Consider the following 13123-nt stretch of genomic DNA (forward strand, 5'->3'; position numbering starts at 1 on the left):
GAGCCCACGTCATGGACGTCGCCGTCCTCACCTTCGAAGGCTTGCCTCAACTCGATGCCTTTGACGCATCGCTGCTGCCCGCGCTCGCGGCCCTGGGCGTGGAGGCCCGGCCCGTCGTCTGGGATGACCCGGCCATGGACTGGAAGACGGTGCGGCTGGCCCTGGTGCGCAACACGTGGGACAGCCACCTGCGCCGCGACGCCTTCGTCGCCTGGGCGGACAAGGTGGGCCGCCTCACGCAACTCCACAATCCCGCGCCCGTGCTGCGCTGGAACACGCACAAGCACTACCTGCGCGAACTGGAGGAGAAGGGCGTGTTGGTGACGCCCACCACCTGGGTGCGGAGGGGCGACACGCTCGATGTGGGCGAGCTGGCACTCAGGCACGGCTGGGACGCGGTGGTGCTCAAGCCCGCCGTGTCCGCGGGAGCGCTCAAGACGCACGTCTTCCCGCGCGCGGAGGCCCACGCCGCCACCGCCCGGCTGGCCGAGCTGACCCGCGAGGGCGACGTCATGGTGCAGCCCTACCTCACCGCCTTCGAAACGGAGGGCGAGCGCAGCTACGTCTTCTTCGACGGCGTCCTCAGCCACGCGGTGCGCCGGCCCCCCACGCTGCTGGACGCGCCGCGCGGCTTCTCCGAGCCCACCGCCTTCACGCCCGAGGACGCAGCCGAGCTGCGGCTGGCGGAGTCCGTGCTGGAAGCGGTGGGACGTCCCCTGCTCTACGCCCGCGTGGACGTGGCCACCGACAACGCGGGCCAGTCGCGGCTGCAAGAGCTGGAGGCCACCGAGCCGCGCCTGTTCCTGTCGCTCGACGCGGGGGCCGCGGACCGGCTGGCCCGCGCCATCGTCGCGAAGCTGTGAGGCCGGACTACAGGCCGCACACCGCCGGGGCCGCGTTGCGGAAGTGGCACAGCAGCTTCGGCAAGCGCCGCTTCCAGAAGGCCCAGTCGTGCTCGGCGCCGGGCTCGTTCCAGTGGGCCACGCAGTAGCCGCGGCCGCGCAGCGCCTCCACGAACTGCAGGTTGGACTGGCAGTCGTCCCCACCCTCCTCGCCGTCCCGCGTGCAGCCCGCCACGGGCGAGCCGTGGTCCACGTAGAAGCGCACCGGCACCACCGGCTCCTGGCTCGCGCGGACAATCATCGCGTTGCCGTCGTCGCGGTCCACCACGCCGTCATGGGGCCAGAACAGCGTGCCGGACTGGGAGCCCACGAAGCCGAACTTCTCCGGCATCTGGAAGCCCGCGTACACGGAGATGAGGCCGCCCAGCGACGCGCCGGCGATGCCCGTCTCCTGAGGGCCCGTCTTCACGCGGTAGGACGCCTCCACGCGCGGCATCAGGTCGTCGCGGATGAAGGCCAGGTAGTCATCCCCGCGCGGCGTGGGCCAGCCCGGCGCACGCGCGGGCGGGAAGGTGTACTGCGCCAGGCGCACGGACTGGTCCGGCAGCGCCACGAAGACGAGCACCGCCGAGTCCTCCGGGCGCGCCGCGTAGTGCGTGTCCGCCGCTTCGGCGAAGGACTCGCGCGTCAGGCTCTCGTTGCCGTCGTGGAGGTACATCACCGGCAGGGCCGGGCACTCCGGTCCGTCATACGCCGCCGGCGTGTAGACGAAGACGTCGCGCGCATCCCCCAACACCGTGGCGGGCACGCCGTACCACGCGGTGAGCCGGCCCTTCGCGGCGTCCTGGAGCTCCGGGTAGATGAGCGAGTTGAACTGCCCCACGTCGTACCGGTTGAAGTCGTCCCACGCGACGTGGCGCGCGCCCGGGTCCGCGATGAAGTCGCCGTCCTTCACCAGCTTGTACGGCTGCGGGCCGGTGCGCGGCACCTCCACCTCCGCCACGTACAGGTCGGTGTCCCGCACCTGCACCAGCGGCGTGGCCGTGGCGGACCAGCCGTTGAAGTCGCCGGCGACGAAGGTGTCCCGGCCGGCCTCGCCTCGCACGAAGAAGGCCACGCGAGGACGACCCGCCTTGACGTCACTCACCAGGGGCCGGCCGCCCTGCTCCTCCACCTCCGCCACGAAGCGGTCGATGGCCTCCGTGCGCTGCGCGGAGGACGTGGCGCGGCTCATCTCCAGTTGCAGCCGGGCGAGCAGCCGCACGGGCGCGTTGTGCACCGTCGTGCTCCGCTGGCAGGCCCAGGGCTCCTGGGTGCCCGCATCCGGGCGCGTGCCGGCGTCCGGGTACGTCTCCGTGGAGGGAGGCGGCGGCGTGGGAGGCGATGGGGATTCGTCTTCACAAGCCACCAGCACGACGGCAGCGCAGAACACGGCGGCGAGCAGGCGACGCATCGAATCTTCCAGGAGGCGGGGATGCCTTGTCCGGGGGACAGGAGGCGGTCGCGGGTGTACTACAGGGGTCGGCCCGGGCGCGAGTGGGGCATCCCACCCGCATCTGGCCATTCGTTGACATCCCATGGCCCCCACGCGCACCTTCTCGGGCCGCGACGGGGGAGGAAGGTTATTCAACCCGCATGGCTCGCGCACTGCTGCTCTCGCTGCTCGTGAGGCAGCACATGGCTCTCAAGGAGAAGTTTCGCGCCAAGTACCCACACCCGTGGCTGGTGTGGGAGGCGGGCGCTTGGAATGTCCCCGAAGTGGTGGAGGGCAACGTGGCCGCCACGCGGCTGCCGCTGACGGACCTGCGGGACTGCCTGCCCGCTGGAGACGCCCTGTGCTTCGAACTGGTGGGCCAGACGGATGGCAGCCCGCTGCGGCTGGGCCGGGCCTCGAACAACGCGCTGGTCGTCAATGACGCCACCGTGTCGCGCGAGCAGCTCCACCTGTCCCCCACCCTGGAAGGACGCTGGACGGTGACGCGCGTGGCCGCTTCCCGGACGGTGACGCTGGGCGGCTCGGCCCTGGAGCCGGAGCAGCCCGCCGTGCTCCAGCCCGGCGTGCAGCTTCACGTGGGTGATGTGCGCCTCACCTTCCACGAGGCGGAGGACTTCGACGAGCGCATTGGCCGCATCGCGGCCCAGGTGCTCGCCCAGACGGCGACGCCCCGCTGAGCGGGCTCAGGCCCCGCCTCCCAGGGCGGGGCCACCGCGACACCTACTTCGCGACAGGGCGCTCGCGGCTCTTCTTGCCTGTGTCGCGCTGCGTCCCGGCCGCGGGCTTCTGCCGAGGCGAAGGCAGCGCCTTCACCAGCGGCACCTCCAGCTCGGCGTGCTTGTCCAGCTCCACCATCCGCTCCAGCGGGGCATAGCCGGCCAGCTCCACGCGCAGGCGCAGCGGCGCGGACTCACCGGACACCTGCTTCACCAGCGGCGTCACGCCCAGCAGCTCGCCCGTGTCCAGGCGCAGCACCTGCGCGCCCTCCGGGAAGGAGCGCACCGTGAGCGTGACGGGCGGAAGCAGTTGGGGCGCGGCGGCGGGCCCACTCACGACGTCGGCCACCTGGGCCACGGGAGTTTCGGCGGGGGCGGGCTCCGGCTGCATGCCAGACCAGGTGACCACCGCGGCCACCACCACCAACGCCGCGGTCCCCACCGTCACCACCGCCCGGCGGTGCCAGCGCCCCGTCACCGCCACCCGCACCTTGTGCGTGGGCCGCTCGGAGGCCTCCAGCGCCAGCTCGGCGGGCGCGGGCGCCAGCGCCGGGGCGGACGCGGGCAACAGGAGAAGCGCCGTCGTCACCTCCGCCAGGCTCTGCGGCCGGGCCTCGGGCTCTTTCGACAGGCAGCGCATCACCAGCTCCGCCAGTTGCGGCGGAACAGGCTCGCCAGACGGCAGGTGCGAGGGCAACGGCGGCGGCGGCTGGGTGATGATCTGCACCACCAGATGGCCGAAGGCCGGCGCCTGGAAGGGCGGCTTGCCGGAGATGAGCTCGTAGAGGATGTTGCCCACCGCGTAGATGTCGGAGCGCGCATCCACCGGAAGGCCCGCGGCCTGCTCCGGCGCCATGTACGCGGGCGTCCCGATGATGGTGCCGTCCACCGTCCCGGTGGTGCCCCCCTCGGCGGAGAGCAGCTTCGCCACACCGAAGTCCAACACCTTCACGAAGTCCGGCTGGCCCGCGCGGTGGATGACGAAGAGGTTGTCCGGCTTCACGTCCCGGTGCACCACACCCACCTGGTGGGCCGCGCCGAGCGCCGCGCACACCTGCACCACGAAGCGCTGGATGCGCGCCAGCGTCAGCGGCTCCGCCTGCGCCAACGAGCTCAGGCTCTGCCCGCGCAGCAGCTCCATCACGCAGTAGACGTGCCCACCCGTCGCGCTCTCGTCGACGAAGTCGAAAATCTCCACGATGTGCTCGTGGTTGATTTGATTGACGGTGCGGGCCTCCTGGAAGAAGCGCCGCACGAAGCCGCCGTCCCGCGCGTGCTCCGGCCGCAGGACTTTGAGCGCCACCTGGCGTCCCAGCCGCGTGTGCCGCGCCTGGAACACCCGGCCCATGGACCCTTCGCCCAGGAGCTGCTCCAGCTGGTAGTTCCCCAGCGTGGAGCCCTCCTGGAGCTCGTCACTGGCTCGGGGCTCCGCGTTACTCACGGGGGCCTCGGCACTGGACTGCAGGGTCTGCATGAAGGCGTCATCGGAGCCCATGATGAGAAGAAATTTCCATGTCCGAGGCAAACAGCAACCCTGGATCTGCACTCTGTCTTCCCAGGGACGCCACCCACCCTCGGTGAGTGCGGGATGGCGGACATTGACGCACGGGAGCCGACTTCATCACAGACAGACTCCGTTTACCTGGCAGCGCGGATAATCGTTTTCGTCATCCGACCTGAGAGGCCCGCACTGCGTTTCCGTGGGGCAGTCCGCGCGGTCCGCGCAGTCCACGAGCCCGTCCCCGTCATCATCCGCGCCGTTGGTGCAGCTCGCCTCCGTCTTCGAGCCCCCCTCGCACACGCACTCCGGACCACACGACTTGCCGTCGCAGTCCGCGCGGTCCTGGCAGTCCGTGAAGCCGTCCCCGTCATCATCCTCGCCGTTGGCGCAGTCCAGCTCCTGACGGCGCACGCACTCGCCATTCACGCAGTCCTGGAGGAAGGAACAGTCATTGTTGCAGGCGCCGCAGTGGCCCGGGGCCGTCTTCAGGTCGAAGTCCTCGTCCGCCGTCCCGTCGCAGTCGTCATCCAGGCCATTGCAGATTTCAGTGCCGGGCAGCACCTGCCCCACGCACGCGATGCTCGCCTCCCGGGTGCAGATGGACTCACCGGCGTGACAGAGCCCCACGTCGAGTGTGCCTTCTGGCCCCGTATAGCAGGCGGTCTCCAGGTTATCGACCAGGCCGTCGCAGTCGTCGTCCAGGCCGTTGCAGACCTCCGTGGGGTCCGGCAGGCAGCAGTACCGCGGCCCGTTGTCCGGCAGGGACGTGCAGACGTAGCCGTCACCGCCGCAGTCAGCGGTCTCCGTGCACGTGTAGGGCACGTCGTCCGGGAAACTCACCGTACAGCCCACCGCGCCCGCGACGAGCAACAGGCCACACCACGCGCGCAGCCGGGATTCGAAGGTCTTCATAGGCTCTAGAAACTCCCGCCGACCATGACGTGCAGGGACGTGGAGGCGCCACCGCCGCTTCCGGGCGCCACGGACGTCGATGCGGGCGCGCTGCGCGCGGGCACCAGCACCAGCCACGCCACGCTGCCCGCCGTCACCGCGCCGCCGCCCACCAGCAGTGCCGTGGCCAGATTGGCCTGGGACTGCGCGTCCAGCCGCTCCTTGCGAGTGACGTCGAACATGCCGTCCCCATCCGCGTCGCCCCCGCGCTTCTCCACGTCCTTGGCGGCCATGCCCATCACCACACCCGCCCCCACCGCGGCCAGTCCCACCAACGCGGTGTAGAGCGCGGGCCGCTTGAAGAGGGACTTGCGAGGCGCCTTCTGGGAAGACGCCACGCCGACCACGGAATCATCCGGAGGTCCATCCGGCGCCGGACCGGAAATCTCCAGCATGACGTCCACTGTCTCGCGCGCGCCGGGCGCGAGGTCCAGGGTGCGCGTCTGGGTGCCGTACTCGTCCGCGGACACCTCCACCGCCACCGCGCCGGGTGCCTGGCGCACCTCCACGCTGCCCACGCCCACGATGCGCTCGCCGACCTTCACCACCGCCTGCGGTACGTTGACGTTCACCGTCAGCATCGCGCGCGGCTGGGCCAACGCCGTCAGGCGCTTGGACAGCATCGCGGCGGCTTCGTTCACGAAGTCCTCGTCGCGCGGGTTGCGCCCCGTCACGAAGTCCTCATGCACCACGCGGCGGTCCCTGTCGTAGGTCCACGTCCGCAGCGTCCAGCCCGTGTCCTCCAAAGACAGACGCGCGGTGGTCAGCAGGTCCGCGTCCAGCAACTCCGCGGGCTCGGCGAAGCACGCGGCCTCCGCGCAGTGCACCGCCGCGTCGTAGCTCTCCGCCAGCCGCTCACGCGTCTCCACCAGGTCCGACGCCTGCGCCACCATGGCGGAGGACAGCGCCCCGCGTGCCAGGGCCTCCAACCAGCTCGACGCCTGCTGCGCACCCGCGCGCTCCGTCGCGTACAGCCCCACCAACGCGAAGCGAGGCAGGAGGTCCGCGTTGGGATTGCTGGGACGCAGGTCCAACCCCATGTCCATTCCCTGCTGCTCGGCGGGGGCGTCCGAGGTGAGGTCCAGGCCCAGCCCACCCTGTTCCTGAGCCCACGAGGGAGCAGCCAGCAGCGCGAGCGCCAGCAGGGCGGTGACGGGAGCAACGGGAATGCGCATGGCCCCCTCTTGTACCGCGACGCTCCGCGCAACGGAATGCAGCGCCCGTGGCGCCCCCAGTCCCCGCAAAACCCGTCAACGATGCGCGGCCTGGCTGCCTGCCCTGCGCTCGGCGTGCGTGCGGCTCGTCTGGGGAAGCTTGCCTTGGCCCGCAGGGGTCCGCATCTCCCACTCTATAGCGCAAGGAGACGCACGATATGGCGAATGGGACGCTCTGGATTCTGGTGGGGAACGCAAGCCGGGCCCGCCTCTTCGCGACGGACGCGAAGGCGGAAGAGGACTGGCGGCTGGTGGAGGAGTTCCACCACGACGAGAGTCGGGCCCGTCAGGCAGAGCTGATTGAGCAGGCGGACAACCCCAATGCCGGCACCCTGCACGGCCCGCCGGCGGAGAACGAGCCCAATGGACGAAGGGAGCTGGAGCACGACCGCTTCGCCCGCGAGCTGTCCGTGTTCCTGGACAAGGCACATGACCGGCACGACTTCGACAGGCTGGTCATCGCCGCGCCACCGGGATTCCTGGGGAGGATTCGCCGCTTGCTGAGCGCCCGGGTCCGGCAGCGCGTCCTCCTGGACGTGGACTCGGACTACTCCAACGTCCCGGCGAAGGAGCTGCCCAACCGGGTGCCTGTCATCTGAGCAGGCAGGCGCGGGGGTGCCCTGGAGACGCGGGGCTCTGGTATAGGACGAGGGCCGACCTTTCTGGGAGGCCCCCGCACGCTGCCCGCCGCGCCACATGGCCCTTTCTCTTCCTGGAACCCAGTCCCTTCGTGGACGCCTCACGCTCTACGCGACGCTGCTGTCGGTCGTCCCGCTGCTGACGCTGACCTGGCTCCAGGCCCGCAGCGCGCGGCAGGTGATGGAAGAGCAGATTCACGCGTCGCTGCTGAGCGAGGCCGAAGGCGTGAAGGACCTGCTCGAGTCGACGCTGGCCGAACGGGAGGCAAGCGCCCGCGGCTGGGCCGAGGACCCCGCGGTCCGTGCCGCGCTGCGAGGTGACGTGTCGCCCGCCGACGCCATGCTCGGCGTGCTCCAGAGCCGCTACCTCACCCTCAACGGCATCGTCGTCTTCGACGACACCGGCCGCGCCATCTCCGCCAACACCCCTGCCCTGCGCGACGAATACCTGCGCCGGCAGGACGAGGTGCGGCGCAGCCCCTGGTTCACGGAGGCCCAGCAGGGGCGCACCAGCAGCGAGGGCATCACCGAGGAGCACCCCATCTTCACCGGCCACGTGCTGTCGCTGGCCTTCCCGGTGCTGGACCCGGTCTCCAAGCACCGGATGGGCGTGCTGCTGGCCGCCTTCGACTGGGCCCACGTGGACCAGTTGGTGCAGCCGGCGCTGGCCCGTGCCCATCAGCGTGCCCTGAAGAGCTTCGCGATGACCCTCCAGCGGCCGGACGGCACGCCGCTGTACGACTCGCGCGGCGCGAACGCCCAGGGCAATGACGCGCTGCTGGCCGTCACGGCCATCAACGGCACGGACGTGCGCGACGTGGCCGACGGCTGGCACTTCGTGGCGCGCGTGGACCCGGCGGAGGCCTACGCCCCGGTGGTGCGCGTGAACCGGGTGGCGCTGCTGATGGCGGTGGGCTTCATCGTGCTGGCCGTCGTGGGCGCGTGGCTGCTGTCGCACCGCATCTCCGGCCCCGTGCTGGCCCTGCGCGCGGCGGTGACGCGGCTGGTGAGCGAGGGCGACCTCACGCAGACGCTGGACGTGAAGGCCGGCAACGACGAGGTGGGCGAGCTGGCCGGCGCCTTCGGCCTGCTGGTGTTCCAGCTGCGGGAGACGGCGCAGAGCCTGCACACCGGCACGCGCGTGCTCAGTGAGACGGTGGCGGAGCTGCAGACGGCGTCGACGCAGCAGGAGCGCAACGTGGCCCGTCAGGCCGCGGCCCTCCAGCAGACGCAGGTGACGGCGCAGGAAATCAAGCAGACGTCGATGCTGGCATCGGAGAAGGCGGAGGACGTGCTCAAGCGCGCCTCCGTGGCCGAAGAGGTGGGACGCGCGGGCGAGGGGGCCATCCGGGACAGCCTGGGCGGCTTCTCCGAAATCCTGTCCCAGGCCGAGCAGATGACGGAGCGCATCGCCCAGCTCAACGAGCGCACGCAGCAGATTGGCGGCATCACCCAGACCGTGAAGGACCTGGCGGACCAGTCCAACATGCTGGCGCTCAACGCCGCCATCGAGTCCGTCCGCTCCGGCGAGCACGGCAAGGGCTTTGGCGTGGTGGCGCGCGAGATTCGCAGCCTGGCGGACCAGTCCATCCAGGCCACGGACCGGGTGCGCGAAATCCTGGGCGATTTGAGCAGCGCCATCCTCTCCACCGCGAAGATGACGGAGCAGGGCTACACGCATATGGAGAGCGGCCTGGAGCAGGTGCGCGGCACCGGAGAGCGGATGAAGGAGCTGGCCGCCATCATCCAGGACAACGCCGCCGCGGTGCGGCAGATTGCCGGCGCGGTGAGTCAGCAGAACGCGGGCATCGCCCAGATTTTCAGCGCGGTCACGGACCTGTCCTCCATGATGAACGACACCCAGGAGAGCCTGGCGGCCACCACCCGGGCGGCGAAGCTGCTCCAGGATGTGTCCGAGCAGATGCAGGACGTGGCCCGCGCTTATCGCATTTGAAGGAGCATGCATGGCGCAGGTGAAGGCAGTGCTGCTGGACCTGGGCAACGTCCTCGTCTTCCACGACAACACCCTGCTCTTCTCCCGGCTGGGCGCCCGCGCGGGCCTGGAGGCCGCGGAGGTGGCCCGGCGGCTGACGGGCGCGGGGTGGACGGACGCCAACCGGGGCGTGCTGGGCGCGGAGGGCATCCGCCAGGACGTGTGTCGCGCGCTGGACGTGGACCTGCCCATGGCGGAGTTCGCCCCGCTGTGGAGCAGCCACTTCACGTTGCATGACGCCGTGCTGCCACGCATCGAATCGCTGGTCGGCCGGGTGCGCCTGGGGCTGGTGTCCAACACCAACGCGCTGCACGTCGCCTACCTGCGTCCGCTGCTGCCGGTGCTCCAGCGCTTCGACAGCGTGGTGATGAGCTGCGAGGTGGGCCACGTGAAGCCGGAGCCGGACATCTTCCGGCTCGCGCTGGCAGGCGTGGGCTGCGCCCCGGAGGAGGCCGTCTTCTTCGACGACCTGGCCGAGTTCGTCCAGGCCGCCGAGGCCGTGGGGATTCAAGGCAGGCTCTTCACCACCGCCGACGCCTTCGACGCGCAGCTCAAGGCCCTGGGTCTATGAAGCTGGGCGGCTACGTCCTCCACCGGAACAACCGGGACACGTTGGAGCCGTGCCTGCGCGGGCTGCTGGCGCTCTGCGATGACGTGGTGGCGCTGGACTCCGGGGCCACGGATGGCTCGGCGGAGCTGGTGCGTTCGCTGGGCGCGCGCTCCGTGCCCCATGCGTGGCGAGGCTACGGCGCCGCGCGCGAGGCCGCGGTGAACGCCCTGGCGCCCTGTGACTACGTCTTCTTCCTCGACTCGGACGAGCTGCTGGGCCCCGAGGCGGTGGAGACACTGCGCGCGTGGAAGACCTCTTCCCCCACGGAGGCCGTGTACCGGCTGCCCCGCCGCGACTGGGCCGAGCTGGGGACGCACCGCTTCCGCTACCGCACGCAGTGGCGGGCGCGGCTGGTGCGCCGGGACAAGGCCGTGTGGCGGCCGGAGCAGATTGTCCACGAGGCCCTGCCGAAGCTGGCGGGCGGACGCGTCCGCGCCTACATCGAGCACCGCTTCGCCACGTCGGTGGAGTACCGCGCGCAGAAGGAGGACCGCTATGCCTTGCTGTGGGCCCTGCGCGCCCATGCCGAGCAGCGCGGCCTCAAGCCCGTGGGCGTGCAGCGCCTGGCGTCCTGGACGCGCGACTGTCTGCTGAAGGGCGCGCTGTGGCGCGGCGGCGCGGAGGCCTCCCGCCTGGCATGGGCGGTGGCGGGCTACCACGCCACGAAGTACGCGTACCTGCGCGAGCTGCGCCAGGGCCGCTACCCGGAGCTGGTGCAACTCTACGCGGAAGGCCGCTATGACGCGTTGTTCGTGCGCGTGCGCGACGGCGCGTTGAGCTGACGGCCATGACCCAAGCGTGACGAAATGACCGCACCGCCATGGCCCTGGCGGTGTGCGGGCTCCCTACGGTGGCGTCCTCTCCTCGACGTTCTCCGAAAGGTCTGCTCGTGATGTCCCCTTCCCTTCTCCCCCGGCGGTCGATGTGGGCGGCTTGCTGCGCCCTGGGTCTGTTCGGCGCGTGCACCAGCGTGAACACCGCCCCCGCTGCCGCGTCGCTGTCCGTGCGTGAGCTGAACATCGTCGACGAGCACGGACAGGCGCGCATCCGCATCGCGGCGCCCATGCCCGACCCCAAGGGCCTCAAGCGCGCGGTGAAGGCCTACGGCATCCAGTTCATGAATGCGTCCGGGCAGGAGGTCGGCGGGCTCGGGATGCTCGACAGCATCGGCATCAACGCCCTCTGCTTCGACAGCGAGGAAGGCTACGAGGCGATGTGCATGGGGCTCATCCAGGGCAAGCCCAACATCACCTTCCGGCACGACTGGAAGGAGCGCATCGTCATCGGCGTGGAGGAGGGCGTGGCGAGCATCGTCCTGCATGATGCGAAGGGCACGCCCCACCTGAAGCTCGCGGTGGACAAGGACGGCGCCACCCGGGTCGAAGAGGTGACGCCGGCCCCCGCGAGCAAGTAGCGCGCTGGGAGGAAGGCTCAGTCGTACTTCGGGATGCTGGGCTCGCTCCGCCCTTCCTCGGTCCACTTCTGGAGCGCGGGCAGCGCGAGCACGGCGTCGCGGTAGGCCGCGCTCACCGCGTCCAGCGCCACGTCATAGGTGACGAAGCGGGTGACGACGGGCGCGTAGAAGGCGTCCGCGATGGAGAAGCGGCCGAAGAGGAAGGGCCCGCCCTGGCCGAAGCGCCCGCGACAGTCATTCCAGAGGGCCTGGACGCGGGCGATGTCCTCCGCCACACCGGGCGCACGGCCCTTGCCCGGGCTGCGCGCGCGCAGGTTCATGTTCATGTGCTGCCGGAGCGCGCCGAAGCCGGAGTGCATCTCCGCGGTGACCGCGCGGGCCACCGCGCGAGCCGCCATGTCCTGGGGCCACAGCTGGGCCTGGGGGAAGGCCTCCGCCAGGTACTCACAGATGGCCAGCGAGTCCCAGATGGTCAGGTCGCCGTGCTGGAGCACCGGCACGCGCTTGCTGGGGGAGTACCGGGCAATCCGGTCCTCCGTGTCTGGAACAGCCAGCGGAATCACCACCTCCTGGAAGGGCTGTCCCGTGTGGGCCAGCGCGAGGTAGGGCCGCAGGGACCAGGATGAGTAGTTCTTCGAACCGACGACGAGTGTGAGCTGGGGCATGGGGCGGCCTCTATAACGCCGCTCGCCCAGGCCCGCCCGCGCTTGTGCGCGTCAGTTCGCCGCGCTCCGGCGCCCCCAGAAGGAGCGCATGCGCGACAGCAGCGGCATCCGGCGGCGGTGCTCGGGCGGGTCGATGCGGTAGACGGCCACGGGCAACCGGATGTTCTTCATCTCGCCACGGCCCAGGCGAACCGGCGGTGAAGCCAGGCGGCCTTCCACCTGACGCGCCACCGTCTCGCTGACATAGAGCGTGCCGGGACGGGCCAGCGCCTCGATGCGCGCGGCCAGGTTGACGCCTTCTCCAAACACGTCACCGTCGCGGTGCACCACCATGCCCAGGTGGACCCCCACGCGCAAGATGACCCGGCGCTCGGCGGATGCGTCTCCGTTGCGGGCGTCCAGGACGCGCTGCAATTCCAGACCGAAGTCCACCGCCGAGGGGCCGCCCTCGAACTCCAGGAGGAAGCCGTCCTCCAGCCGCTTCACCTCGCGCCCTCCATGGCGCGGCAACAACTCACGAACGAGCAGCGCATGCTCATCCCGCATGTCGTTCTGGAGCGATTCGTCACGCCATGAGAGCCCATCAGGGCCTTCAATGCCCGTGAAGAGAATCGCCGATAGTTTCCCGGGTTCTGGAGCCTCCACCACCATCGCGCATCTCCCCTTTCCCCCCGGCACTGTCAGCGATGCTACATCACACAGGGCCCCCGGTCCCAGCCGAGCCCCCCTCTCGGCTGGAACCGGGCCCTGGACGGCCGTCCGCCCCGGGGGGACGCGGCCGCACACGGTGGGTCCACCGGCGATGACAGGCTCCCCCCGAGGGCCCCTTGCCCTCCCTGTGCCCGCATACGCTCGGTGTTGGACATGACATGAACCGACGTGTCAGTCCTCATCAGGATACGTATTCCCTGACGCGCCGCACCAACGCCCTGTTGCGTCCTGTCCGGGCGTGTCGGGCCTCGAACTCAGCAGGTCGGGTTCGGTCCGAGTCCTGACAGGGCACGGCCCCGCGGTCCTGCCAGGTGACGCTCGCGAGGCCATCCTGCTGGCCAGGAGGCTCGGCTGGTCGCCCGGGCGCGGCACG

General features: G+C 70.6%; 13 protein-coding genes. 7 read left to right on the forward strand and 6 right to left on the reverse strand.

Going from position 1 to position 13123, the window contains the following annotated elements:
* Positions 1–11 precede the first annotated feature (11 nt).
* Positions 12–863, forward strand: coding sequence for an ATP-grasp domain-containing protein (locus tag BLU09_RS03745; protein ID WP_186817960.1), 852 nt, complete (start codon positions 12–14; stop codon positions 861–863).
* 7 nt (positions 864–870) lie between these two features.
* Here the strand turns inward: BLU09_RS03745 and BLU09_RS03750 are convergent, their stop codons facing one another.
* Positions 871–2295 carry an alpha/beta hydrolase gene (locus tag BLU09_RS03750; protein WP_090485502.1) on the reverse strand — a complete coding sequence of 475 codons (1425 nt, stop codon included), beginning with the start codon at positions 2293–2295 and terminating at the stop codon, positions 871–873.
* A 182-nt stretch (positions 2296–2477) separates the two neighbouring features.
* On the opposite strand from BLU09_RS03750, the gene BLU09_RS03755 reads away from it, so the two are divergent.
* Positions 2478–3014: an FHA domain-containing protein gene (locus BLU09_RS03755; RefSeq protein WP_090485505.1), complete on the forward strand. Its 537-nt coding sequence runs from the start codon at positions 2478–2480 to the stop codon at positions 3012–3014.
* Positions 3015–3057: 43 nt separating this feature from the next.
* Here BLU09_RS03755 and BLU09_RS03760 read toward each other — a convergent pair whose 3' ends face one another.
* The 3 genes from BLU09_RS03760 to BLU09_RS03770 all read right to left on the reverse strand — a co-directional run bounded on the left by BLU09_RS03760 (position 3058) and on the right by BLU09_RS03770 (position 6749).
* Positions 3058–4548 (reverse strand): serine/threonine-protein kinase, encoded by a 1491-nt coding sequence (locus BLU09_RS03760; protein WP_090485508.1) that lies wholly within the window; start codon positions 4546–4548, stop codon positions 3058–3060.
* Positions 4549–4674: 126 nt separating this feature from the next.
* Positions 4675–5466: a MopE-related protein gene (locus BLU09_RS03765; RefSeq protein ID WP_090485511.1), complete on the reverse strand. Its 792-nt coding sequence runs from the start codon at positions 5464–5466 to the stop codon at positions 4675–4677.
* A gap of 5 nt (positions 5467–5471) precedes the next feature.
* Entirely contained in the window at positions 5472–6749 is a 1278-nt protein-coding gene (locus BLU09_RS03770; protein WP_090485514.1) for a hypothetical protein, read from the reverse strand.
* Positions 6750–6877: 128 nt separating this feature from the next.
* Between BLU09_RS03770 and BLU09_RS03775 the strand changes: the two genes are divergently transcribed.
* From BLU09_RS03775 to BLU09_RS03795, 5 genes are all read left to right on the forward strand, one after another.
* A complete protein-coding gene (locus BLU09_RS03775) occupies positions 6878–7318 on the forward strand; it encodes a host attachment protein (protein ID WP_090485517.1) in 441 nt (146 codons plus the stop codon).
* Positions 7319–7415: 97 nt separating this feature from the next.
* Positions 7416–9311: a methyl-accepting chemotaxis protein gene (locus BLU09_RS03780; protein WP_090485520.1), complete on the forward strand. Its 1896-nt coding sequence runs from the start codon at positions 7416–7418 to the stop codon at positions 9309–9311.
* Between the two features lie 10 nt (positions 9312–9321).
* On the forward strand, positions 9322–9921 hold the full coding sequence (locus BLU09_RS03785) for an HAD family hydrolase (protein WP_090485523.1): 600 nt from the start codon (positions 9322–9324) through the stop codon (positions 9919–9921).
* Entirely contained in the window at positions 9918–10742 is an 825-nt protein-coding gene (locus tag BLU09_RS03790) for a glycosyltransferase family 2 protein (RefSeq protein ID WP_090485525.1), read from the forward strand. Before BLU09_RS03785 ends, BLU09_RS03790 begins: the two co-directional genes overlap by 4 nt.
* Before the next feature lie 38 nt (positions 10743–10780).
* Positions 10781–11374 (forward strand): hypothetical protein, encoded by a 594-nt coding sequence (locus BLU09_RS03795; RefSeq protein ID WP_090485528.1) that lies wholly within the window; start codon positions 10781–10783, stop codon positions 11372–11374.
* 17 nt (positions 11375–11391) lie between these two features.
* On the opposite strand, the gene BLU09_RS03800 is transcribed toward BLU09_RS03795, so the two are convergent.
* Positions 11392–12039 (reverse strand): glutathione S-transferase family protein, encoded by a 648-nt coding sequence (locus BLU09_RS03800; RefSeq protein WP_011550995.1) that lies wholly within the window; start codon positions 12037–12039, stop codon positions 11392–11394.
* Between the two features lie 51 nt (positions 12040–12090).
* Positions 12091–12690, reverse strand: a complete 600-nt coding sequence (locus BLU09_RS03805; RefSeq protein ID WP_090485531.1) for an adenylate/guanylate cyclase domain-containing protein — start codon at positions 12688–12690, stop codon at positions 12091–12093.
* Positions 12691–13123: the final 433 nt, after the last annotated feature.

This window comes from Myxococcus virescens (genome assembly GCF_900101905.1).
Taxonomy (GTDB): domain Bacteria; phylum Myxococcota; class Myxococcia; order Myxococcales; family Myxococcaceae; genus Myxococcus; species Myxococcus virescens.

Bases quoted from the DNA above. Each gene is read 5' to 3' on its own strand.
- BLU09_RS03755 (WP_090485505.1), top strand. From the start codon at position 2,478: ATGGCTCGCGCACTGCTGCTCTCGCTGCTCGTGAGGCAGCACATGGCT.
- BLU09_RS03760 (WP_090485508.1), bottom strand. From the start codon at position 4,548: ATGGGCTCCGATGACGCCTTCATGCAGACCCTGCAGTCCAGTGCCGAG.
- BLU09_RS03795 (WP_090485528.1), top strand. From the start codon at position 10,781: ATGGCCCTGGCGGTGTGCGGGCTCCCTACGGTGGCGTCCTCTCCTCGA.
- BLU09_RS03745 (WP_186817960.1), top strand. From the start codon at position 12: ATGGACGTCGCCGTCCTCACCTTCGAAGGCTTGCCTCAACTCGATGCC.
- BLU09_RS03780 (WP_090485520.1), top strand. From the start codon at position 7,416: ATGGCCCTTTCTCTTCCTGGAACCCAGTCCCTTCGTGGACGCCTCACG.
- BLU09_RS03785 (WP_090485523.1), top strand. From the start codon at position 9,322: ATGGCGCAGGTGAAGGCAGTGCTGCTGGACCTGGGCAACGTCCTCGTC.
- BLU09_RS03805 (WP_090485531.1), bottom strand. From the start codon at position 12,690: ATGGTGGTGGAGGCTCCAGAACCCGGGAAACTATCGGCGATTCTCTTC.
- BLU09_RS03750 (WP_090485502.1), bottom strand. From the start codon at position 2,295: ATGCGTCGCCTGCTCGCCGCCGTGTTCTGCGCTGCCGTCGTGCTGGTG.
- BLU09_RS03790 (WP_090485525.1), top strand. From the start codon at position 9,918: ATGAAGCTGGGCGGCTACGTCCTCCACCGGAACAACCGGGACACGTTG.
- BLU09_RS03765 (WP_090485511.1), bottom strand. From the start codon at position 5,466: ATGAAGACCTTCGAATCCCGGCTGCGCGCGTGGTGTGGCCTGTTGCTC.
- BLU09_RS03800 (WP_011550995.1), bottom strand. From the start codon at position 12,039: ATGCCCCAGCTCACACTCGTCGTCGGTTCGAAGAACTACTCATCCTGG.
- BLU09_RS03775 (WP_090485517.1), top strand. From the start codon at position 6,878: ATGGCGAATGGGACGCTCTGGATTCTGGTGGGGAACGCAAGCCGGGCC.